The 23,069-nt window shown below is 67.4% G+C and carries 19 protein-coding genes; 5 read left to right on the top strand and 14 right to left on the bottom strand.

Annotation, left to right across the window (positions count from 1 at the left end; genetic code table 11):
- Positions 1 to 32: 32 nt before the first annotated feature.
- Entirely contained in the window at positions 33 to 2,330 is a 2,298-nt protein-coding gene (locus HNP47_RS15090) for an outer membrane beta-barrel family protein (RefSeq protein ID WP_221415154.1), read from the bottom strand.
- Positions 2,331 to 2,445: 115 nt separating this feature from the next.
- On the opposite strand from HNP47_RS15090, the gene HNP47_RS15085 reads away from it, so the two are divergent.
- Both HNP47_RS15085 and HNP47_RS15080 read left to right on the top strand, forming a co-directional pair.
- Positions 2,446 to 4,392, top strand: a complete 1,947-nt coding sequence (locus HNP47_RS15085; protein ID WP_311770086.1) for a BCCT family transporter — start codon at positions 2,446 to 2,448, stop codon at positions 4,390 to 4,392.
- 46 nt (positions 4,393 to 4,438) lie between these two features.
- Entirely contained in the window at positions 4,439 to 6,079 is a 1,641-nt protein-coding gene (locus tag HNP47_RS15080) for a serine hydrolase (RefSeq protein WP_184280202.1), read from the top strand.
- Positions 6,080 to 6,085: 6 nt separating this feature from the next.
- Here the strand turns inward: HNP47_RS15080 and HNP47_RS15075 are convergent, their stop codons facing one another.
- The 4 genes from HNP47_RS15075 to HNP47_RS15060 form a co-directional block, all read right to left on the bottom strand.
- On the bottom strand, positions 6,086 to 6,829 hold the full coding sequence (locus HNP47_RS15075; RefSeq protein ID WP_221415153.1) for a DUF4893 domain-containing protein: 744 nt from the start codon (positions 6,827 to 6,829) through the stop codon (positions 6,086 to 6,088).
- Between the two features lie 60 nt (positions 6,830 to 6,889).
- The gene (locus HNP47_RS15070; RefSeq protein WP_184280200.1) at positions 6,890 to 7,567 is read right to left on the bottom strand and encodes a DUF4893 domain-containing protein; all 678 of its coding nucleotides are present in this window, start codon (positions 7,565 to 7,567) and stop codon (positions 6,890 to 6,892) included.
- A 40-nt stretch (positions 7,568 to 7,607) separates the two neighbouring features.
- The gene (locus tag HNP47_RS15065) at positions 7,608 to 8,891 is read right to left on the bottom strand and encodes a hybrid sensor histidine kinase/response regulator (RefSeq protein WP_184280199.1); all 1,284 of its coding nucleotides are present in this window, start codon (positions 8,889 to 8,891) and stop codon (positions 7,608 to 7,610) included.
- 83 nt (positions 8,892 to 8,974) lie between these two features.
- Positions 8,975 to 10,009 (bottom strand): DUF4167 domain-containing protein, encoded by a 1,035-nt coding sequence (locus tag HNP47_RS15060; protein ID WP_184280198.1) that lies wholly within the window; start codon positions 10,007 to 10,009, stop codon positions 8,975 to 8,977.
- Positions 10,010 to 10,362: 353 nt separating this feature from the next.
- Here HNP47_RS15060 and HNP47_RS15055 point away from each other — a divergent pair, with 353 nt between their 5' ends.
- Positions 10,363 to 11,595, top strand: a complete 1,233-nt coding sequence (locus HNP47_RS15055; RefSeq protein ID WP_184280197.1) for an NAD-dependent epimerase/dehydratase family protein — start codon at positions 10,363 to 10,365, stop codon at positions 11,593 to 11,595.
- An 8-nt stretch (positions 11,596 to 11,603) separates the two neighbouring features.
- Positions 11,604 to 12,497 carry an SDR family NAD(P)-dependent oxidoreductase gene (locus HNP47_RS15050; protein WP_184280196.1) on the top strand — a complete coding sequence of 298 codons (894 nt, stop codon included), beginning with the start codon at positions 11,604 to 11,606 and terminating at the stop codon, positions 12,495 to 12,497.
- A 52-nt stretch (positions 12,498 to 12,549) separates the two neighbouring features.
- On the opposite strand, the gene HNP47_RS15045 is transcribed toward HNP47_RS15050, so the two are convergent.
- The 7 genes from HNP47_RS15045 to HNP47_RS15015 form a co-directional block, all read right to left on the bottom strand.
- The gene (locus HNP47_RS15045; RefSeq protein ID WP_017506335.1) at positions 12,550 to 13,161 is read right to left on the bottom strand and encodes a DUF1134 domain-containing protein; all 612 of its coding nucleotides are present in this window, start codon (positions 13,159 to 13,161) and stop codon (positions 12,550 to 12,552) included.
- 605 nt (positions 13,162 to 13,766) lie between these two features.
- Entirely contained in the window at positions 13,767 to 15,107 is a 1,341-nt protein-coding gene (locus HNP47_RS15040; protein ID WP_184280195.1) for an APC family permease, read from the bottom strand.
- 44 nt (positions 15,108 to 15,151) lie between these two features.
- A complete protein-coding gene (gene pheT / locus HNP47_RS15035; RefSeq protein ID WP_184280194.1) occupies positions 15,152 to 17,575 on the bottom strand; it encodes a phenylalanine--tRNA ligase subunit beta in 2,424 nt (807 codons plus the stop codon).
- Entirely contained in the window at positions 17,572 to 17,967 is a 396-nt protein-coding gene (locus tag HNP47_RS15030; protein WP_184280193.1) for a hypothetical protein, read from the bottom strand. The genes pheT and HNP47_RS15030 overlap by 4 nt, the downstream gene beginning before the upstream one ends.
- The gene (locus tag HNP47_RS15025; RefSeq protein ID WP_184280192.1) at positions 17,964 to 18,353 is read right to left on the bottom strand and encodes a hypothetical protein; all 390 of its coding nucleotides are present in this window, start codon (positions 18,351 to 18,353) and stop codon (positions 17,964 to 17,966) included. Before HNP47_RS15025 ends, HNP47_RS15030 begins: the two co-directional genes overlap by 4 nt.
- Positions 18,354 to 18,389: 36 nt before the next feature.
- Positions 18,390 to 19,466, bottom strand: coding sequence for a phenylalanine--tRNA ligase subunit alpha (gene pheS / locus HNP47_RS15020; protein ID WP_184280191.1), 1,077 nt, complete (start codon positions 19,464 to 19,466; stop codon positions 18,390 to 18,392).
- Between the two features lie 41 nt (positions 19,467 to 19,507).
- The gene (locus HNP47_RS15015; protein ID WP_184280190.1) at positions 19,508 to 20,482 is read right to left on the bottom strand and encodes a polysaccharide deacetylase family protein; all 975 of its coding nucleotides are present in this window, start codon (positions 20,480 to 20,482) and stop codon (positions 19,508 to 19,510) included.
- A gap of 168 nt (positions 20,483 to 20,650) precedes the next feature.
- Here HNP47_RS15015 and HNP47_RS15010 point away from each other — a divergent pair, with 168 nt between their 5' ends.
- Positions 20,651 to 22,246: an ATP-binding protein gene (locus HNP47_RS15010; RefSeq protein ID WP_184280189.1), complete on the top strand. Its 1,596-nt coding sequence runs from the start codon at positions 20,651 to 20,653 to the stop codon at positions 22,244 to 22,246.
- A 91-nt stretch (positions 22,247 to 22,337) separates the two neighbouring features.
- Here HNP47_RS15010 and rplT read toward each other — a convergent pair whose 3' ends face one another.
- Both rplT and rpmI read right to left on the bottom strand, forming a co-directional pair.
- Positions 22,338 to 22,691, bottom strand: coding sequence for a 50S ribosomal protein L20 (gene rplT / locus HNP47_RS15005; RefSeq protein WP_017506327.1), 354 nt, complete (start codon positions 22,689 to 22,691; stop codon positions 22,338 to 22,340).
- Positions 22,692 to 22,746: 55 nt separating this feature from the next.
- Positions 22,747 to 22,944, bottom strand: a complete 198-nt coding sequence (gene rpmI / locus HNP47_RS15000) for a 50S ribosomal protein L35 (RefSeq protein WP_003166435.1) — start codon at positions 22,942 to 22,944, stop codon at positions 22,747 to 22,749.
- Positions 22,945 to 23,069: the final 125 nt, after the last annotated feature.

Below are 23,069 nucleotides of genomic sequence, written 5' to 3'. Positions count from 1 at the left end.
CAGGCACACAAGGGGTCGAGGACGGGGAGTTTTCAGCCCCCGGTCGGGCCTGTCGAGAAGTCGAACTGTTCCGGCTGGCGGCGCGGACCGCCGAAGTTCCAGGTCAGGCCGATGTAGAAGGCCCGCAGCTTGATGTCCTGCTCCGAGCGTTCGCGGAACTGCGGCGTCTCGTAGATGGTGGTGGTGTTGAACGTGTTGAAGATATCCCGTGCGGTGAAGTTGAACGACAGCTGCTCGTTCAGCTTCCTGCGATAGCCCAGATTGACCATGCCGCCGGCCTCGCGCCGGCCCTGGGCCAACAGGCTGTCGCCCTGCCAGAAGCTGGAGACCTGGACGAAGTCCTTGGCCGTCGGCTGCCAGTTCAGGCTGAGACGGCCGCTGGCCAAGGCAGCCTCGCGGTCGCCGCCGCCGACGACAGCGCCCGAGTCGATCTCCTGACGGAAGACGTTGACGCTGGCGCTGTAGCGCAGGGTCGGATGCAGACGCCCGTTCGCCGTCGCTTCAACGCCCAGGTCGCGACGCGAGCCCAGGTTTTCCGGACGGGTCAGGAAGACGCCGCCGCCGATATCAGACGCTACGTCGGTGAACGCCTTGTCGGTGTTCCGCAGATAGGCGGTGGCCTGATAGAAGCTCTGGCCCTTTCGCATCTGCCACATGGCCTCGAAGCTGTCGGTCTCCTGCGGCTCCAGATCCGGATTGCCCGAGCGGACGTTCAGCGGGTCCTGATAGACGACGAAGGGGTTCAGCTGGCTGGGCTGGGGCCGCTGGATGCGGCGCGAATAGCTGGCGCGCAGGGTCTGTTCGGGCGTCAGCTGATATTGGACGTGGGCGGTCGGATAGGCGCGGAAATAGTCCTGGGACGCCGAGGCGCCGCCGGTCAGATCCTTGATCTCGATGTCCGCCTGCTCAAGCCGCAGACCCAGTTGGGCCGACAGCTTCTCGCCCAGCGGCCGCTCATAGGTGGTGTAGAGGGCATGCACCGTCTGAGTGGCTTCAAAACGATTGTTCAGGGCCGGAACCGGCGCCAGAGCCGCCGGCGAGGGACCGCGCAGGAACTCGGCGTCCTGCTCTGGCCGCTGGGCGTTCAGCTCATAGCCCAGGCGCAGCTTGCCGCCGTCGGACATCGGGCGGGTGTAGGCGCTGGTGAAGCCCCAGGTGACCTGATCGACCTCCGTGTTGGTTCGCTCATACAAAGCCGCGCCCGCCGGGGTCAGGAAGGTGGTCAGGGTCTGGCTGGTGGTGTCGTTGGCGTTGGAATCGTAGCGCAGCTCGTTGGACCATTCATGGCCGTCGCCGTCGAAGCGGCGCAGCACGCGCGCCGTGGCGCCCCAGTTGTTGAAGGTGAAGTCGGAATCGCCGACCCGGCGATAGGCGCTGGTCACCGCGCCGGCGGCGTTGCGGGTTTCATACAGACCATCGCCCGACCCGGTGCCGTCGAAGGCCACGCCGCGCAGTTCGCCGGTCAGCTGGGTCTTGTCGTCCAGCTTGTATTCGGCGGTGAAGCGGGCGAAGGCGCCGTTCTGCTCGGACTCGACCGGTTGTTCGACGGTGGTGGTCGAAACCACCGCGCCGGTGACCGGGTCCAGCTGTTCGCGGACGCGGTTGAAGGTCAGTTCGGTCGGATCGGAGCGATAGCTGGCGTCGCCAGACAACGTCAGGCGATCCTTCTGGTACGAGCCGCTGAGGCCCGCGTTCCAGCGGCCGTTGTCGCCGACGTTGACGCGCAGCGAGCCGGTCGTCTGGGTGCCAGGCTTGGGCGCCGTGGGCTTGGTGATCAGGTTGATGACCCCGCCCGAACCCTCGGGGCTGTAGGCGGCGGACGGATTGGTCATGACCTCGATGCGGGCGTATTGGCTGGCCGGCAGCTGGATCAGGGCCTGGCCGCGACCGGGGCCGGTCAGGATGCCGGACGGGCGGCCGTCGACCAGGATGGTGACATTGGCGTCGCCGCGAAGCGACACATTGCCCTCCGGGTCCACGTCCACCGACGGCACGTTGCGGAGCGCGTCGGCCAGACTGCCCGTCGTCGCCTGAAGGTCGTTGGCCAGGCTGTAGCTGACCGAGTCGATCGAGGTGCGCACGTCATTGGCGCGAGCGTTGACGACCACATCGCCGACGCTGGCGGGCTGCTGTTGCTGGGCCGGTTCGGTCGTCTGAGTGCGCGGCGCGGGCGTCTGCGCCGTCGTCGCCGGGGTCTGGGCGGCCGGCTGGCTCGTCGTCGCCGTCGGCGTCGGCGGGGTCTGAGACGGCGTTTGAGTCTGGGCCAGAGCGGCGCCGGGCAGGGCGACGGCGGCCGCACCCAGCATGAGAACGAGTTTGGAAGAGGTCATGCCCCGGCGATCCTAAAAGAGTGCGCGGGCGTCTGTTTGCGCCCGTCGATAAGCCTGACTATCGACGTTACTTTGAATCGCAAAGTTACATCTTCTTCATCGAGACGGCGCGGTTGTGGCCAAGCTGGGAACTGTCAGCTTCGCCATACGCTTTGACCCGATGCTGACCACGAAGATGAACCCCCGCGTGTTCTGGGGCGCGAGCGCCATCATCGCGCTGCTGCTCCTCGTCGCCATCGTCGCGCCGGGCGAATCCGATCGCCTGTTCCAAAGCGTTCAGGCTTGGGTGATCGACACCTTCGGCTGGCTCTATATCGCCTCCGTCGCCGCCTTCGTGGGACTGGTGCTGGTGCTGGCGATCGGCCCCACGGGCGCGCTGAAGCTGGGGCCGGACGACGCCGAGCCGGACTTTCCCTATCTGTCCTGGCTGGCCATGCTGTTCGCCGCCGGCATGGGGATCGGCCTGATGTATTTCGGCGTCGCCGAGCCGATCCAGCACTATATCAATCCGCCCGAGGGCGCCGGCCGCACCTTCGACGCCGCGCGTCAGGCCATGGGCATCACCTTCTTCCACTATGGGGCGCACGCCTGGTCGATCTATGCGCTGGTGGGCCTTAGCCTTGCCTTCTTCGCGCACCGCAAGGGTCTGCCGCTGACGCTGAGGTCGGGCCTGTCGCCCTTGCTGGGCAAGCGCGTCAACGGGCCCATCGGCGATGCGGTCGACATCTTCGCCATCTGGGGCACGGCGTTCGGCATCGCCACGTCCCTGGGTTTCGGCGTGTCGCAGATGAACAGCGGCCTGACCTATCTGCTGGGCATTCCCAACACCGCCTGGGTTCAGGTGGGGCTGATCGTCGTGGTCATGGCGGCGGCGACCGCCTCGGTCATGAGCGGGGTCGGAAAGGGGGTGCGCCGTCTGTCCGAGCTGAACCTGACGCTGGCGGTGCTGCTGATGCTGTTCGTGCTGGTGGTCGGGCCGACCGGCTTCCTGTTCAAGGCCCTGGTCCAGAACCTGGGCTTCTATCTCAGCCATTTCGTCGAGCGGACCTTCACCCTCTACGCCTATGAGCCGCGCGCCTGGATGGCGGACTGGACCCTGTTCTACTGGGCCTGGTGGATCGCCTGGTCGCCGTTCGTGGGGATGTTCATCGCCCGGATTTCGCGCGGACGAACGGTGCGCGAGTTTCTGCTGAACGTGCTGCTGGTGCCGGCCGGCTTCACCTTCCTGTGGATGACGGTCTTCGGCAATACGGCGATCAGCCTGGACATGGGCCAGGCGGCCGGTGCGATTTCCAACGCCGTTTCGGCCGACCTGTCGACGGCCCTGTTCTACTTCCTGGAACAACTGCCGGGCGCGGCCTTCACCTCGGGCCTGGCCATCCTGCTGGTGGCGGTCTTCTTCGTCACCTCGGCCGATTCCGGCGCCCTGATCATCGACACCATCGCCTCCGGAGGAGCCGACGACACGCCGCGCTGGCAGCGGGTCTATTGGTGCCTGCTGCTGGGCCTGATCGCCGCGACCCTGCTGCTGGCGGGCGGGCTGGGCGCGCTGCAGGCCGCCACCCTGGCCGCCGCCCTGCCCTTCGTCCTGATCATGATCCTGCTGTCGATCGGCCTGGTGCGCCAGATGAACGCCGACGTCGCGGGCCGCAGCCTTGAGACCGAAGGCGCCCCCCTGGCTCAGCAGCTGAAACGCATCCTGGCCCCAGCCAGCCGCAGCGACATCACCGATGAGATCGAGCGCCACGGCCTGCCCGCGCTGGAGACGGTTCACGCGGCCATGGAGGCCGAGGCGGCGGAGTCCGAGATCGGGCGCGACGACGACGTCGCCTGGCTGACAGTCAAGCAGGGCGAGCGCACCTTCATCTATCGCCTGGGCGCCCGCTCGCGTCCGCGTCCCGCCGTGACCCAGCGCGAGACGCCCGAAGGCCGCCGCCTTCTGGAATGGCGACTGACCGCCCAGACCGGCCAAGGCGAACGCCCCCACGACATCACCGGCTTCACCCGCGACCAAATCGTCGCCGACGTGCTGGAAAAGCTTCAACGCTGGCGACTGGCCTAGACGACGAAGGGGCGCTAGCGTCCGGCGGTCTTCGCTGGAGTTCGCCATGTCCCTTCGTCTGTCGCGCCGCACCCTGTTCGCTTCCGGAGGCGCGGCGGCGCTGGCGGCGGGGCCCGTGTTCGCCCAGAGCGCGCCGGCGAACGATGATGCGTCGCTGGCGGCGGCGGTGGACGCCTATGTGGCCAAGTGCATGGCGACCTGGCCGGATCAGCCGGCGCTGGGCGTCGCGGTTGTGAAGGCCGGGGCGACCGTTCTGTCGCGCGGTTATGGCGTCAAGGTTCAGGGCAAGCCGGCGCGGGCCGATGAGCACACCCTGTTCGCCATCGCCTCCAACACCAAGAACGTCACCGCCGCCGCCCTGGCCATCCTGGTCGATGAGGGCAAGGTGAAATGGGACGCGCCGGTTCGGACCTATCTGCCCGGCTTCACCCTGTCCGATCCCTATATCGGCGAACACATCACGGTGCGCGATACGTTGAGCCACCGGGCCGGGTTCGGCCTGGGCGCCGGCGACCTGCTGTTCTGGCCCAACTCGGACCGCACCCGCGCCGAGGTGCTGGCCCAGGCCGCCTTCGTGCCGATCGAGGACGGGTTCCGGGCGCGCTATCACTACTGTAACCTGATGTTCGTGGTCGCGGGCGCGGTGCTGGAGGCCGTGTCTGGGATGAGCTGGGAGGCCTTCATCCAGACGCGCATTCTGGACAAGGTCGGGATGACCGAGACCGTGCCGCTGGCGCGTCTGGCGGATGCGTCCAAGTCCGCCCTGCCCCACGGCCGGGTCGGGCCGCCGCTGCGCTATCAAGGCGCGATGACGCCGATCGCCAAGTCCATCGTCGAGGTGTGGAACTGGGATTCGGCGGCGGCGGCGGGGGGCATCTGCACCACCCCGACCGACTGGGCCAAATGGATGGCGGTGCGTCTGAACGACGGCAAGCTGCCCGATGGGACGCGGCTGTATTCCGAGGATGCAGCGCGCGAGATGTATCGCCCCAACATCATCGTGGGATCGTCGGCCGGACCGACGGCGGAACTGCCCAACCGATCCATCGCCTCGACCTATGCGATGGGTCTTCAGGTTCAGGACTATCGCGGCGAGCGGATCGCCAGCCACGGCGGCGGCTCGCCCGGCGGGATTTCCGCCACGGTGCTGATCCCTGGCCGCAAGACCGGCTTCAGCGTCTTCTCCAACGCCGAGGAGAGCTTCCTGCTGCGCGCCCTGCGGTCCGGCATCACGGACATCTGCATGGGCAAGGTCGACGTCGACTGGATCGCGGACTCCAAGAAGCTGGAGGCCGAGGGCAATGCGAAATCCCTCGCCGCCGCCGTCGAAATCGACGCCAAGCAGGCGGTGGGTGCGCCCCCGTCCATGCCGCTGGACGCCTACGCCGGGACTTGGCGCGATCCGTGGTACGGCGACATCGTCATTGCGCCCAAGACCGAAGGACGTGGGCGTAATCGCAAGAGCGGCCTGTGGCTGAGCTTCACCCACACGCCCGCCCTGCAAGGCTGGCTGGAGCCGTACGACGGCGAGACCTTCCGCACCCGTTTCCCGGACAAGCGCGAGGAGGACGCCTTCGTCACCTTCGCCATCCTGACGGCCAAGCCGGCGACGGCGACGGTGAAGGGGGTCAGCCCCGACATCGACTTCAGCTACGACTATCAGGACCTGAGACTGACGCGCGTGTGAAACCGATCAGCCGGTGATCTCCAGCAACTCCAGCTTGGCTTCCTGTTTGGGCCACGGCAGGACCAGGCGCCAGCGGTTCTGGCCGATGCGTTCGATGACGCCGAGTTGATCACGTTCGGCCTTGTCGCCATAGGCGGGGAAGGTCTTTTCGTCGGCGCCCCAAGCCTGGGCGCCGACATAGACGGCGCGGCGGTCTGTGTCGGGATAGATCAGGCCGCGCGTGCGCTGCGATCCCGTCGTCTTGGTCAGGACCAGATCGCCGCCGGGCGTCAGCTCGACCGAACAGGCGAACCAGGGATATTCGACATAGGCCAGTCCCTGGCCCTCGACACGGCGGCCCATCTTGATGGTGCGGCAGCGATAGGTTCCGGGTCCCGGCTGGATGCGGCCCGTCTGGGCGGCGTTGGGATCGGCGAGCGGCCCGAGCGCCTCGACTTGACGCGAGAAGCCGCCGTCCTCGGCCTCGGAGCGGGCCATGCGCCAGGCCTGATCCAGCCGACCAAGCAGGCTGGCGTCGGCGGCCTTGGCGACCTGACGCCAGTTGTCGGTCCCGCCCTGCATCCCTTTGGCGGGCGCGCCTTGGGCCTGCGGCGTCGCCGCCGCTTCAGGCGCGGTTTCGGCCGGCGTGTCTGCTGCGGGCGTGGTGACGGCGGGCGAGGCCTCGGTCGGGGCGGCGGGACTGTTGTCGCCACAGGCCGCCAGGGCCGTGGCGGTCATCAGGGCCAGAACGGCCAGAGGTGTGCGGCGCATCGGCGTCTCCATCGGTTGCCCTGACCGAACGTGACAGGGCGCCCGAGGTTCAGCCGAACCTTAGCCGCGCGGCGCGGGGACCAGCTCGATCAGGTCCAGATTGGACTCGGTGTTGGGCCACGGCAGGACCAGCCTCCACCGCGCCTCGCCGATGCGTTGCAGGATGGCGACCAGATCGCGGTCGGGGTTGCGGCCATAGGTGTTGGCGGCGGGCTCCTGCGCCAAGGCGAGCGAGCCGAGCATCACCATATGACGGTCGTCTTCGGGAAAGAGCAGACCGGAGGGGCGCTGCGAGCCGGTCAGTTTTGAGAACTTCAGGCCCTTCGGCGTCTGTTCGATGCGGCAGGCGAACCAGCCGTAGACGACATAACCCAGCCCGTCCTCGCCCCCCTGGGTGCCCAGTTTGACGGTGCGGCAGCGATAGTCGCCGGGCGGCGGCGCGACGCCGGGCCGGTCGGCCTTGGAATCGATCAGATCGCCCAGGCTGTTCAGATCGCCGGAGCCGCGCTGACGCTTGGCCTGTTGCAGGGCCAGGGTCCAGGCGGCGTCGACGCGGCGATAGCGATCCCGGTCGCCGGAGGTGATGACGCCGCGCCAGTCCATCAGCGCGCCCGATGCGCCGGACGGCGGCGGGGGCGCCGGCGGCGGCGGGGTCGAAGCGCAGGCGGCGACGGCGCACAGAACGGCCAGCGGCGCCAGACGGCGCGTCAGCGAGCGGAACGGGACGAACGGGGACATCGACGCTTCCCTTGGGGCGACCAGGCGATCTTTAAGCCTCTTAGGCCCTCTCGCGACCATCGGCGTCAACCTCCGGGCCGCCCAGCGCCGTATTCAGCGCCGCCGCCAGGGCCGCCAGATCCAACGGCTTGGCCAGCCAAGCGTCGAAGCCGGCGGCGCGGCCGCGCGCCCGGTCCGGCGCCGAGACGGCCGCCGTCAGCGCCAGGACCGGCACGTGACGCGTCAGGGGGTCGACGTCCAGTCGCGCCTTGACCTCATAGCCGTCCATGTCCGGCAGGCCGATGTCCAGCAGGATGACGTCGGGTCTGAGCGCGCGCGCCAGATCCAGCCCCTCCTGCCCCGTCGTCGCGGCGTGCAGGGTCAGGCCCAGCCCCCTCGCCGCCTGGCGCATCAGGGCGATGTTGGCGGGATTGTCCTCGATATAGAGCACCACCGCCTGACGCGATGACGCCAGACCCGGCGCAGGGGCTGCCGGCAGGTTGAGTGAAAAGATGGCGCCCGCGCCAGGGCCGCGCGCCATGGTCAGGGCGCCGCCCATCCGCTCGGTCAACCGCTGGACCGAGGCGACGCCGAGGGCGGTGCCGCCTCTGGCGTCGCGACCATCCAAGGGGCGAAACGGTCGGCCGTCGCCCTCCCCGGTCAGACTCATGCCGGCGTCATGGATGGCGATGACGATCCGGTCCTCGGCGCGCGACATCTCCATGCGCACCGTGCCTCCGCCGGGCGAATGGCGCAGGGCGTTCTCGACCAATCGGCGCAGGATACGGCGGATCTGGCCCGGATCGGCCATGACGCCCAGGCCGTGGGCGGGCGGCGGACAGGCCAGCGTCACCCCCGCCTCTCGCGCCTGGGCTTCCAGCCCATCGCAGACCTGGCGCAGCGCCAGACGCAGATCGACGCGGTGCAGGGAAGGCGAACTGCCGCCGTCAGCGTCCATAAAGGCTTCGGTTTCCTCGATCAGGGCCAGCAGGACGCCGGCCGCGGCCTCGATCTGACGCACGGACTGGGCCTGGCGCGCGGTCAGGGGATCGGCCCGATCGTTTGCGCGCAGCAACTGGGCGAAGCCCATGATCGTGGTCAGGGGGTTGCGCAGTTCGCGCCCCAACGCCTGCATGATCTCGTCCCGCGTCCGCAGCTCGGCGCTCAGACGATCGATCTCGCCTTCAGCCGTCGTCAGGGCGCGGCGCAGGCCTTGGGCCTGCTGGACGATGCGGGCTTCGAGCCGGGCGTTCTCACGACGCAGGCGCTCGGCGACCCCGTGCGCCTGAAGCCAGAGCCAGATCCCGGCGCAAGTCCCCGCCAGCGTCAGGGACAAGACAAGCAAGACCAAATCCATGACGCCCCTCCGACACGCCATATTGACGCGTCAGAGTTGCATTTAGGTAAACATACCCGTTTGGGTTGCTGTCAGTCTTCGCTGGCTGCGGCGGCTTCGGGCTTGCGGCGCGGCGCACGGCGACGCGGGGCCGCCTCGCCTTCGGCCTGCTCGGCCGGGGCCGACGACGCCGGCGCGCGGGTCAGAAAGCCCGGCAAGGCGGTCGGGGCGTCGCCCTCGTCCGCAGCGACAGCGGCGGCGGTGCGGCGCGGTCGGCGTGCGGGACGTTCATCGGCGGCCGGCGCCTCGACGCTCGGGGCTTCAGCGACAGGCGTATCGACGGGCGTCTCGGCGACGGGCGTTTCGCTGACGGCTTCGGCGCGGTCGGCCTCGGCGTAGGCGGGGGCGGCGCCCTCGGCGCCGTCTTGGGCGCCGTCCTGATTGTCGAAGCGGCGATTGCGTTCCTCGCGGCGACGCTCCCAGCGTTCGCGGCGGCTTTCGCGACGACCGCCGCCCTCGCCCTCGGCGCGGACCTCGTCGCCCTCGCGCGGCTCGCGGGGTTCGCGGGGTTCGCGCGGCTGCTGGCTGTCGCGGTTCTGGTCACGGTCACGATCACGGTTCTGATCGCGATCGCGGTCGCGGTTGTCACGGTCCCGGTCCCGGTCGCGATTGTAGTCGCGGTCGCGGTTCTGATCGCGGTTCTGATTCTGCTCGGCGCGTTCGGCGGCCTCTGCGGCCTGACGGTCGGCGGCCTGTTGGGCGGCGACGAAGGCGGCGGCCTGGGCGCCGGATTCGTCCTCGAAATCGATGTCGAAGCCCTGGTTGGACTGTTCACGCGCGGCGATGTCCGAGAAGGACCGCTGCGGCTGGAGCGCGCGCAGGACGCGGTAATAGTGTTCGGCGTGCTGCTGATAGTTTTCGGCCAGCACCCGGTCGCCGCTGGAGGCCGCATCGCGGGCCAGCTGCTGATAGCGCTCATACACCGTCTGGGCATTGCCCCGGACCTTGATGTTCTCGGGGCCTTGCGAATCCCACGAACGATTCGGATTGGCGTTATTGGCGTTGTTGGCGCCCGCCTTGTTCCGATTGCGTCCGCGCTGACGCTTCATGCCCTTGAAATCTCTCATTCGCGCTACCGTGTGCAGGGGCGGACCAGAGCCTGAAGGCCGGTTCCGTCCGTTTCGTGGTTCCGTCTCGCTCGGGGCCGATCCCCGATTGTCGAACTGTCGGAATGCCTTGTCGCCCGCATGGTGCGCCGGTCCTTTCGGGACCGACCGTCATGGCCGGCTCAAGCCGCGAACAGCCGGGTATGCGCCCGTAAAGCTGCGATTGAGTGGGAGACGGCAGAGACTTAACCCGAGTGAGCGGCCTTTCCAAGCGATATTCGTCAATGCGTCGCACCGAACCCTGCACAGCGGCGCTTTGCCAAGCCCGCCGGCTGGGCTAGGCATGACCTTTGAGACGACGACGAGGCTATCCCATGCGCGTGCTGGTTCTGGGCGGCGACGGTTTTTGCGGCTGGCCCACGGCCCTGCATCTGTCGGCCGAAGGGTGGGACGTGACCATCGTCGACAACCTGAGCCGTCGCAACATCGACAACGAGCTGGAGGTCCAGTCCCTGACGCCCATCCGTACCATGGGCGAGCGGATCAAGGCGTGGAAAGACGTGTCCGGCCGCGACATCGGCTTCGTCAACATGACGGTGGGCAAGGAGTTCGACCGTCTGGTCGCCCTGATCCGCGACTTCGCCCCCGACAGCGTTGTGCATTTCGCCGAGCAGCGGGCCGCCCCCTATTCGATGAAGTCGGCGCGGCACAAGCTGTACACCGTCGACAACAACATCAACGCAACCAACCATCTGCTGGCCGCCATCGTCGAAAGCGGCCTGGACGTCCATCTGGCGCACCTGGGGACGATGGGGGTCTATGGCTACGGCACGGCGGGCCTGCGCATTCCCGAGGGCTATCTGAAGGTGACGGTGGACACCGACCATGGTCCTGCGGAGCAGGAAATCCTGTTCCCGCCCAATCCGGGCAGCGTCTATCACATGACCAAGACGCAGGACGCCCTGCTGTTCCAGTTCTATGCCCGTAACGACAACCTGCGCATCACCGACCTGCACCAGGGCATCGTCTGGGGAACCCAGACCGAGCAAACCAAACAGGACGAACGGCTGATCAACCGCTTCGACTATGACGGCGATTACGGCACGGTGCTGAACCGCTTTCTGATGCAGGCGGCGGTCGGCTATCCGCTGACGGTGCATGGGTCGGGCGGCCAGACGCGGGCCTTCATCCATATTCAGGACACGGTGCGCTGCGTCGAACTGGCGCTAAAGAACCCGCCCAAACGCGGCGAGCGGGTCAAGATCCTGAACCAGATGACCGAGAGCCGCCGCGTGCGCGATCTGGCGGCCATGATCGCCGACAAGACCGGCGCCGAAATCCACAATGTCGCCAATCCGCGTCAGGAAGCCGACGAGAACGATCTGGTCGTCGCCAACGACCAGTTCCGGGATCTAGGGTTGAAGCCGATCACCCTGGCGCAGGGTCTAATGGACGAGGTCACGGACATCGCCCGCCGCTATGCCGACCGCGCCGATCTGGGTCGGGTGCCGTGCGTCTCCGCCTGGAACCAACGCCGGGCGGAGGCGCTGGAAAATGAGTCGCGGCCGGCAGCCGACGCGGCGCCTTCACAAGTTCTGACGGCCTGAGTTTCGTAATGCCTATCGCCTCCCCTCCCCTCGATCTGCTGGTCTTCGGCGGCGGCTATCTGGGACGGGCGGCGGCGCTGGAGGCCATACGGCGCGGCGGACGCGCGACCGCGACCTCGCGCGACCCCGAGCGGCGTCGCGCCCTGGCGGCCGACGGGATCATGGCCATCGATCCGGGCGATACGGCTGCCCTGGAGACGGCGCTGAAGGCGGCGACGGCGATCCTGATCACCGCCGCGCCGGACGCCCAGGGCTGTCCCGGTTTGCGGGCCCTGGGGCCTTTGGCGGGCGACGCCTGGCCGGACTGGATCGGCTATGTCTCTTCCACCTCCGTCTATGGCGACCGGGCCGGCGGATGGGTGTTCGAGGACGGGCCGCTGAACGCCGCCAATCTGGAGGGCGCGCGCCGTGTCCGGGCCGAACGCGATTGGCTGGACGGGGCGCAGGGGATGGGGCTGACGGTCCAGATCTTCCGCCTGCCCGGTGTCTACGGGCCGGGGCGCAGCGTGGTCGAGCGGCTGAAGGAAGGCACGGCGAAACTGGTCAGGAAGCCCGGCCAGGTCTTCAACCGCATCCATGTGGACGACATCGTCTCGGGCCTGTTCGCCTCGATGGCGCAGCCGCGACCGGGCGCCGCCTACAATCTGACTGACGACGAACCGTCGCCCGCCGATGTGGTGATGGAATGGGCGGCGGAGCGGATGGGCCTGCCCCGCCCGCCCCAGGTCGACTGGACCGACGACAGCGTCAGCGAGGCGATGCGTCGCTTCTATCTGGATTCCAAGCGCGTCTCGAACGCCCTGGCCAAGGCCGAACTCGGCTGGCGGCCCGCCTATCCCAGCTGGCGCGAAGGGCTGGCGACGCTGATGAACGCACCGCCCCCGCTGCGATTGGTGAGCTAGGGCGCAGTCACGCGCCCTAGCCGCGAGCGACCGCGTCGCGAGCCTAGCGCGCTTAGAAGGGCAGCAGATTGCGCTGGCGGCTATAGCTCATGGTGCCGACGTTCGCGCCCAGGCGCAGGCCGACGCCGGTGCGGATGGGGGCCAGGACGATACCGTCGGCGCGCTGATAGTTCACGCCCAGGCCCGCGACCAGATAGGCCGAGCCCTCGATGCCGGGATAGCGGCGATAGATCATGTCGGGGTGGTACAGGCCATAAACCAGGGTGAAGACGCGGCTGGCGTTGCCGCCCCAGTCCCAGCCCACAGACGCGCCCTGCCAGAACACTTCCTGAGAGGCCGACAGGTCCTTCATATGCAGGGCGCCGCGGCCGTACCGAGCGCCGACGACGACGGCGCCGGAGCCTTCCTCGCCCGCGATATAGGCGGTGGGGCGGTCGCCCTGGTCGGCGAAGACGCGCTCGATCGCGCCGCCCACAACCTCGGCCGCGATGCCCAGCTCGCGCGAGCCGGCCGACACCAGTTCATCGAAACTGTAGGCCTGGGCCGTCTGGTCCGAGCGGATCGGATAGTTGGGATCGCGCGGCGGCGCCGAGGCGCAGGCGCCCAGCGACGAGGCGCCGGCGGCGGTGGCGAGGCCCGAAAGGATCAGTTGGCGGCGATGCATGGAGGGCGCTCCGAAAGGCGACGAGAGGACGGCCGGCTGGCGCGCCGGTCTTGGCCTCACCGTCCCCGACCTTTGCGGCAGCCTTGCGGCTTCAAGGTTAACGAGGACTTACGAGAGGAGGACCAGCGTCGGCGATCAAAGAGGCGGATGGCCCACAAAGGCATGGTCAGCTATCGTCTGGATCAATGATAAATGAGATGCCCCGTCGTCAGACACGGTCACGCTGGATCACGATCCCAGTCGGGATCGCTATCGCGATCTCACTTGCATACGTGTTGAATCAACCCAGCAAGATAAGACTTGAGACCGCTCGGCGCGATCTCGCCAAAGCCGGCCACCCCAATGCGCGCGTCAATCGGGTTCAACTTCCGACAAATATGCAGCGTTGCGGGGTCGGCCAGATCCGCAACAAAGGCTATGCTTATAGTTGGGAGACAGACGCTCACGGCGGTGTCTTCTGCCTGCGCCAAGACGGTCGTCCCAGCAGCGTCATTCAAGATCAATAACGGAACCGCCTCCAAGCTGTCTTAGAAGCCACCTCGATCCGTAAACTTTACGCTCGCAGTAGCCCGCCCTGCTTTTCACCGCCGCTGCGACTTTGACGATCAAGCTTGGAAGCGCTTGCGGCGGATGACCAGCCAGGCGAGACCGATCAGGACGGCGAGGGTTCCGAACGCCTTTCCAGCCGTCAAAGGATCCTCAACCACGAAGATCACGAACAGGGTCGTATTGATCGCCAGGGCGATGATCGCCGGCAGGGGATAGAACGGCATTTTCCAAGGCCGTTCCAGATTTGGCTCGCGCACCCTCAGGACGATGACGGCCGCGTTGACCAGCACGCTCATGAGCGCCAGCAGCGACGTCGAGAAGGTCAGCAGGGTCTCATAGACCCCGATGGTCGCCAGCAGCCCGCCCGCCAGCACCGTCGCGATCAGGGCCAGCCGCGGCGTGCCGTTGGCCGCGACCCGGGTCAGGGCGGACACATGATACTCGCGCGCCATGGCGAACAGGACGCGCGGAAACACCATCACCATCGCATTAATGATCGTCACCAGCGACACCAGCGAGATGGCCGTGACGATGGGGCCGGCGACATCGCCGAACACCCGACCGGCCGCATCCGCCGCGACGAGGTTCGACCCGGCCATCTCGGCCGGCGTCAGGACGTTCAGATAGGCCAGGTTGGCCAGCACATAGATCACCGTCACCACAGCGATGCCCGAGAAGGTCGCCCGCGCGATCGTCCGGCCCGGATCGACGACCTCTTCGCAGAAATAGGAGGCGCTGTTCCAGCCGTAATAGGTGCCGGAAATCGCCCGCAGGGCCATGACGATGCCGCCGAAGGTCAGGGCCGCTGCCGTCGCCGGCGCGATCTCGGTGGCCACGGGCGCGCCGCGCGGCGCCAGGAACAGGCCGATGATCAGCACGGTGAACAGGGCCGCCTTGACCGCGCTACCGATCTCCTGCGAGCGGCCGCCGATCTTGGTGCCCAGCCATTGGACGCTGCCCACCACGACCACGATCAACAGAGCGAGGACGCCGATGGGCACGCTGGTCGCGACGCCCAAGCGATGCAGATATTCGCCGAAGACCACGGCGATGAAGGCGATGCCGCCCATATTGCCCAGCCAGTCGCAAACGCCGACGGCGAGGCCGGTCAAAGACCCGAAGGCGCGACGGGCGAAGATATAGGGGCCGCCCGTCTTGCGGATCGAGGCGGCCAGTTCGACGGTCGACATGGCGTCGATCCAGGCGACCAGACCGGCGACGCACCACAGGGCGATGATGATCGTGGGGTTCTGAACCCCCTCGGCGACCACGCCGGGGGTGCGCAATATACCCTGACCGATGACGCCGCCGACCACGACGGCGACGCCGAACGTCACGCCCAGGACGCGCAGCAGATGGCCGCGATCCGGTTGGGCCGCCTGAGGTTCCGTCGTCATCGCCTATGTCCCCCGCGCCGCCCGAAAGACGGCGCTGCGCTCCCTCAAGCCCGCAGCTTGCCGCCCTGCTTTTCGACCGCTCCAACGACCTTGGCGGTCAAGGCCTCGATCTCGGCTTCGGTCAGGGTGGCTTCGCGCGGCTGGATCACGACTTCCAGGGCGACGGACTTGAAGCCGTCGTCCACGCCCTTGCCGCGATAGACGTCGAAGACCCACACGTCGGCGATCAGGGCCTTGTCGGCGCCCGTCGCGGCCCGGACCAGATCGCCGACCGGTTTGGCGTCCTCGACCACGAAGGCGAAGTCGCGCGTCAGGGGCATGAGGGCCGACAGGTCCGCCGACCCGCGCGCCTTGCCGTTTTTGCCGCGTGGCTCCGGCACATTGTCCAGCACGATTTCGAAGGCAAGGATCGGACCGTCAGCATCCAGCGCCTTCAGAACGCGCGGATGCAGTTCGCCGAACTCGACCATCACATTCTTGGGGCCCAGTTGCAGCCGGGCCGAACGGCCGGGGTGCCACCAGTCGCGGTTCTGGCCTTGGACCAGTTGCAGCGAGGCCACCGGGGCGCCGATCTCTTCCAGCAAAGTGGTCAGGTCGCCCTTGAGCGCGAACAGAGCGTCCTCACCGGCGCCGGCCCAGTGACGGGCGGCGTGCGGGGCGACCAGGCCGGCGATGACCGTGCGCTGATCCGCCGGCCCGTCACCCAGATAGATGGGGCCGATCTCGAACAGGGCGGCGTCTGCGAAACCGCGCGCGGCGTTGCGCGCCGCCGCCTGGACCAGGTTCGGCAGGGCCGAGGGCCGCATGCAGTCCAGATCGGCCGCAATGGGGTTCTCCAGCACCAGCCGATCATCCCCGCCACCGAACAGGGCTGCGGTCGATTGTTTGGTGAAGGACCAGGTGACGGCCTCGGCGTAACCGAGGGCCGCCAGGGCGCGACGTGCGGTGCGGACGCGGGCCTGGCGGGGGCTCAGCACGCCGCCAGCGGGGCGAGCGACCTCGGGCAGGGGCGTATCGGGCAGGCTGTCGAAGCCCTCGATCCGCGCAACCTCTTCCACCAGATCGGCCGGACCTTCGACGTCGCGACGCCACGACGGCGGAGTGACGAGCCAGGGCTCGGATTGACCGGCCGGCGCGGCCTGAACCAGGAAGCCGAGCTGACCCAGGATGGTCCCGATCCGGTCGTCGGCCAGATCCATGCCGCTGAGGCGCTTCACATAGGCGGGGTCGAAGGCGAAGGGCGCCGGGCCCGCCGGCGGTTCGCCGACGAAGACGATGTCCGACGGCTCGCCGCCGCACAGGTCCAGGATCAGTCGCGTGGCCAGTTCCAGACCCGGCGTGACCGAGACCGGATCGACGCCGCGCGCGAACCGGTACTGGGCGTCGGAATGGATGCCCAGCGCACGGCCGGTCTGGGCGATGACCAGCGGGTCGAACCAGGCGCTTTCCAGGAAGACGTCGGTGGTGGTCTCGTCGCAGCCGGTGCTCTCGCCGCCCATGACGCCGCCCAGGCCGATGGGTCGCTCGCCCGCGGCGTCGGCGATGACGCAGTCGGCTGCGGACGCGGCGTAGGTCTTGCCGTCCAGGGCGATCAGATGTTCGTGCTCGCCGGTCGCGGCCGAAACCTGCCCCGCCCGCACCACGATCGCGGTCCCCGACAGCTTGGCGACGTCATAGACGTGCAGCGGGCGAGCGCGGTCGTAGGCGATCAGATTGGTCACATCGACCAGACGGTTGATGGAGCGCAGGCCGATAGCCGTCAGGCGCTTCTGCAGCCAGGCCGGCGACGGCCCGTTCTTGACGCCGCGGATGACGCGGCCGGCGAAGACCGGGCACATCTCCGGCGCGTCCAGCCGCACGCTGATCGGCGAGGGGAAGGCCCCGCGCACCACGGCGATGTCGAAATGCTTCAGCTTGCCGACGCTAGCGGCCGCCATATCGCGGGCGATGCCGGCGACGCCCAGCCAGTCGGGCCGGTTCGGCGTGACCTCGAAATCGATGACCGGCTCGGCGCCGAACAGACCGGCGACCGGCGTGCCGACAGGGATTTCCGGCGGCAGTTCCTGAATGCCGTCGCTCTCATCCGACAGCTCGAGCTCGGAGGCCGAGCACAACATGCCGTTCGACACCACGCCACGCACCGGCTTCTCGACCAGGGTCACGCCCAGGCCCGGCACATAGGCGCCGATGGGGGCGTAGATGGTGGTCAGGCCCGCCCGCGCGTTCGGCGCGCCGCAGACGATCTCCTTCATCCCGTCGACAGTCTCGACCTGGCAGACCTGCAGCCGGTCGGCGTTGGGATGCCGCTCGGCCGAGACGATCTTGGCCACGGTGAAGGGCGCCAATTTGGCGGCGGGGTCGAGCACCTCCTCGACCTCCAGCCCGGCCATGGTCATGGCCTCGGCGATCTGCTGAACATCCGCCTCGGTTTCGAGGTGGTCCTTCAACCAGGACAGGGTGAACTTCATGCCGCCGGCCCCGCCACCGTCGGAACGGCCGCCAGTTGCTCTAGAATTTCGGCGGCTCCGGTGAAGCCGACATTGTAGAATTCGCAGCCTACGAAGGTGCAGTTGTGCATCGGCACCGTACCCAGCGCCTTGTCTCCCATAGGCTGAAGCAGCAGGTTTTTCATCCCGCCCCGCGAGTCGCCAAAGTTCGTCTCGTCGAACGTCGTGCCTGGCCCGATCAAGACGATTGCGGGGCCCTGAAGCCGGCATCCGGTGAAGGTTCGCCCGACGATGGCGCCCTGCTGCTGGTGCGCAGTGTACAGGTCGTACAGATTGATATCGACATCGACGAAATCCACCTGTGTCAGAGACTTGGCGACGCTCATCGGACGATTGATCGGCAGCCGGCTCATGCTTGGGTCTCCCGTGCGCTGAGGAGGTCGGCCTCGATCTGCTCAAGCAGATCCGGGGCGCCGGTAAAGCCAACCTGAACGAAGCGGCAGCGGACAAAGCGGCAGTTGGACATGCCCACGACACCTGCGATCATGTCGCCCATGGGCTGAAGCAGCAGCGTGCGCGGATTGGACGCCACGCCCATGTTGCAGCTGTCGAATGTCGTGCCGTTCATGACGGCCATGACAGCTGGTCCTTCGATCAGACAGTTCGTGAACGTCTTGTCCTCGATGAAGGTCTTGCCGGCGTTCATGTGGTGAACAGCCAAAGACGGCAGCCAAACGGCTTCCTTTTCAAAGGTCGTGCGGGCTACCAGTTCGCGGCCGAATTTTTCTTCGGCCGACATCGGCGTTTCAGTTTGATCGGTCATCTTGAAACTCGTTCAGCTCAGGCCCGAGGCCGGGTTGGGGGCGGCGAAGGCCGAGAAGCCGTAGTGGGACAGCCAGCGGGTGTCGGCGTCGAACATGGGGCGCAGGTCGGGCACGCCGTATTTCAGCATGGCCAGCCGATCCACGCCCATGCCGAAGGCGAAGCCCTGATATTCGTCGGGGTCGATGCCGCAGTTCCTGAGCACATTGGGATGCACCATCCCGCAACCCAGAATCTCCAGCCAGTCGTCGCCGGTGTTGAACACCAGTTTCCCGCCCGACCGGTCGCAGCGGATGTCCATCTCGGCCGAGGGCTCGGTGAAGGGGAAGTGGTGCGGACGGAACCGCGCCTGGACCGCGTCCAACTCGAAGAAGCGGGCGATGAAGGTCTGAAGCGTGGTCTTCAGGTGGCCCATGTGGATGTCACGATCGATCACCAGGCCTTCGATCTGGTGGAACATCGGCGTGTGGGTGGCGTCGGAATCCTTGCGGAAGGTGCGACCCGGCGCGACGATGCGGATCGGCGGCTTCTGGCTCATCATGGTGCGAACCTGAACCGGCGACGTGTGGGTACGCAGCACCTTGCGCTCGCCCGTCTCGGGGTCCGGCTTCAGGAAGAAGGTGTCGTGCATCTCCCGCGCCGGATGTTTGGGCGGGAAGTTCAGGGCGGTGAAGTTGTGGAAGTCGTCCTCGATGTCGGGACCTTCGGCCACGGCGAAGCCCATCTCGGCGAACAGGGCGATCATCTCGTCCATCACCTGCATGGTGGGGTGAACCCCGCCCTTCCTGCGCGGACGCGCCGGCAGGGTCAGGTCGATGCGTTCGGCCAGCAGGCGGGCGTCCAGTTCGGCGGCTTCCAGCGCGGTCTTCTTCGCGGCGATGGCTGCGGCGACGCGGTCGCGCAGGCCGTTGATCATCGGCCCCTGTTCGCGGCGTTCGTCAGGGCTCAGGGCGCCCATGCCCTTCAGCAGGCCGGAGACGGAGCCGGACTTGCCCAGGGCGGCGACGCGCACCTCTTCCAGGGCGGCGACGGTTTCCGCGCCGCCGATGGCGTTGATCAGGTCGAGTTCGAGTGTGGCGAGATCGGTCATTTGCGCTGTGCCTTAGCGTTCTCGCGCGCGTTCGTCACCCTTCAAGGGGCCGATGCGATGGCCTGAAGTTCCGACGCCGGCGCCTTGTTGGCCGCAACGATCCAGGCGGGCGGTTCCGGCTCCCAGCGGATGGCCCGGCCGTCGGTCTGCATCCAGCGATGCAGCCATGAGATCCCGTTGGCGCGGACATAGGTGTCGGCATGGCCGTAGATCGGATCGGCCAGCGCCTCTTCCAGCGGCACGAAGCGATAACCGCGGGCCAGATACAGGGCGTGGATGTGCGGATACCAGGCCTGATTCAGAGTGTTTGCGTGCAGCAGCAGCACCTGCGCCGGTTCACGCCCGCCGGCCACCTCGGCGCTGTAGGGTTCGAAGAAATCCAGCACCGTCGCCATATGCGCCACATAGGCCTGGCCGATACGCTGCATCAGCGCCTGATCGCCAATCTGCTCGGCCTTGCGATAGACGTCGGCGAACATCCAGTCGTTGTTGTCGAGGGTCACAGGCGCGATCGTATAGCCGCGCTGGGCCAAGCCGGCGGCGATGGCGTCATGCTTTTCCTGCGTTTCGCCGGTGAACAGATAGGGGTGGCGGAACCAGCGCAAGGACTGGCCTCGCGCCGCCAGCACGTCGCGCAAGATCGGCGCCCCGGCGTCCACGTCGGCCAGATAGGCCTCGACCGTCGTGCGATGGATGTTCAGATGGGTATTGGTGTGATTGCCCAGGTCCAGACCAGCGTCCAGCCAGACGTTCAGCACGCGCGGCAGGATCACAGCGCGCTCGGCCTCGCACACCTTGCCCGCATTGACGAAGGCTGCGCCGTGCGTGTCCAGCGGCTTCAGCATGGCGACGAAATCCTGGGTGATCGTCATCAGACGCGCCGGATCGCACAGGGTCGCGACGTCCGCCTGGAACGGCAGGTCGTCGAAGGTCACGGCGACGCGTCGGTCCTGCGCGGCGGCGGGAGTGATCAGGGCGAGGGCGGCAGCCAGGCCGCAGATCAGGGTGCGCATCATGCGGCGAGGCTATCGAAGTCGCGTCCGCGAGGGAATATCGCGCGCAATCGGAACTTTCCATCCGCCCACGGATCGACTGTCGAAAACCCGCCGCGAAAGGTTCATGAACGGCAAAGCTGGCGTTAAATATCACCGGCTAATGAGGCCCCCGGACTTGCGAGGACCTTGATGCCGCTGATCGGTGATTTCGTCGACTTGATCGCTCCCGTGGCCCCGTCCACGCCGGGCGCCGATGTGTTCGAGCGGTTCCAGACCGAGCCGAACACCTTGGCCCTGGCCGTTGTCGATGATGATGGCCAGCCCCTCGGCATCATCGAACGCAACGCCTTCACCCTGAGGATGGCCGCCGAGTTCGGACGCGCCCTTTATGCCCGAAAGCCCGCCGAAAGCCTGATGGACCGCAATGCGCCGGTGGCGGAGGCGGCGACCAGCGCCGAGGCCTTCTTCCAGGCTTACGGGGCCGCGGAACTGGGCGCCTTGCTGACGGGCTTCATCGTAGTGGCGCGCGGCCGATACGTCGGCGTCGGCACGGCGCTGCAGGTGGTTCAGGCCGGCGCGGCCCTGCACCGCCAGCGGGCCGAGGAAATGAGCGCCCTGGCTCGCAACCTGGCGGTGGCGGAAGCCGAAGCCGTCGCGTCCAGCCGCGCCAAGTCCGAGTTCCTGGCGGTGATGAGCCATGAGATTCGTACGCCCCTGAACGGCGTGCTGGGCGTCGCGGCCCTGATGGACAAGAAGCTGGAGCAGGAAGAGCTGCGCCCCTACGTCCGCACCGTGATCGATTCGGGCCAAAGCCTGCTGCGGCTGCTGACCGACGCGCTGGACATGTCGCGCGCCTCGGCCGGCATGCTGACGCTGGAGGAGGAGCCGCTGGACCTGTCGGCCGTCGCGTTCGACATCGACGCCCTGTGGCGCGCGCGGGCCGACGAAAAGGCGCTCGGTCTGACCATCCGCACTGACCTGGCCGTTCCTTGCGTTCAGGCCGATGGGATGCGGCTGAAGCAGTTGCTGAACAACCTGATCGGCAATGCGCTGAAGTTCACCCAGACGGGCGAGGTCGTCGCCGTGATCGAGAGTCGATCCGACGGCGAGGTCATCTTCACCGTGGACGACAGCGGCCCCGGCGTGCCCGAGGCGGCGGCCGCGACCATCTTTGATCCCTTCAACACCGGAAAGGCCGGGCGCGAGGGCGCGGGCGCGGGCCTGGGCCTGGCCATCTGCCGACAGATCGCCGAACGGATGGGCGGCGCGATCTCGCTTGGCGCCTCGCCCCAGGGCGGCGCGCGCTTTCAGGTGCGCCTGCCGCTGCGCGTCGCGACCGAGAGCGCGGCGCCAGCCCCCGCCATGGCCGAGCCGACGCCGCACGAGACCCTTCATGTGCTGGTGGTGGACGACAACGCCACCAACCGCTTCGTCGCCGGCAAGCTGCTGGAGATGTTCGGCTGCACCTGCGAGATGGCCGAGAACGGGCGCGAGGCGGTGGACGCCGTCAGCGCGCGTCCGTTCGACCTTGCCCTGATGGACATCAAGATGCCGGTGATGGACGGCGTCGCCGCGACGCGGGCCATCCGCGCCCTGCCCGGCCCGGCCAGCGCCCTGCCCATCCTGGCCCTGACGGCGAACGCCGACGAGCGCGACGAGCTGGACTATATCGCCGCCGGCATGAACGGGGTGGCGCAAAAGCCGATCCAGCCCGACGCCCTGCTGAACGCCATCCGCATGGTGCTGGCGCAAAGCCAGGCATCGCATGTCCCCAAGGCGGCCTGAAACGAAGAACGCCCGCCCCGGAAACCGGAGCGGGCGTCATTCTTAGTGCGCTACGCTCGCGACGCGGTCGCTCGCGGCTTGAGCGCAGCTCTTACGCCAGGGCGGCGCGGACCTTGTCGGCGACGGCCTTGAAGCCGGTCGCGTCAGCGGCGATCGCGGCCAGAACCTTGCGGTCCAGTTCGATGCCGGCCTTGTTCAGGCCGTTGATGAACTGGCTGTAGGTGAAGCCTTCCAGACGAGCGGCGGCGTTGATGCGCTGGATCCACAGGGCGCGGAAGTTGCGCTTCTTGGCGCGACGGTCGCGATAGGCGTATTGCCCGGCGCGGTCGACGGCGGCCTTGGCCGTACGGATGGTATTCTTGCGGCGACCGGAGAAGCCCTTGGCCTGCTCCAGAACCTTCTTGTGCTTGGCGTGCGAGGTTACGCCACGTTTAACGCGAGCCATGTCGCTATTCCTTCAAATTCTTTGGGATGGAGATCAGTCGTACAGCGCGCGCCGATCAGGCGTACGGCATGTAGGATTTGATCTTCTTGGCGTCGGCGTCGGCCATGACCGAGGTGCCGCGGTTCTGGCGGATGTATTTCGAGTTGTGGCTGATCAAGCGGTGACGCTTGCCCGCAACGCCGGCCTTAACCTTGCCAGTGGCCGTGAATTTGAAGCGCTTCTTGGCGCCCGACTTCGTCTTCAGTTTCGGCATTTCAGTCTCCTTTTTGAGGGGCGACCGCTCTTCGAGCTGCTTGAGCCCGTCGTGCGGTGTTTCCTCAGAGTTTAAGAACCGCCCAGGCATGCCTGTTCGCCTGGCGGTTCGGTACGCGAAGGCGC

Source organism: Brevundimonas vesicularis (assembly GCF_014204545.1).
Lineage (GTDB): Bacteria > Pseudomonadota > Alphaproteobacteria > Caulobacterales > Caulobacteraceae > Brevundimonas > Brevundimonas vesicularis_B.
Note: the sequence above shows the minus strand (reverse complement) of the source record. Positions and strands in the feature narration are given on the sequence as shown.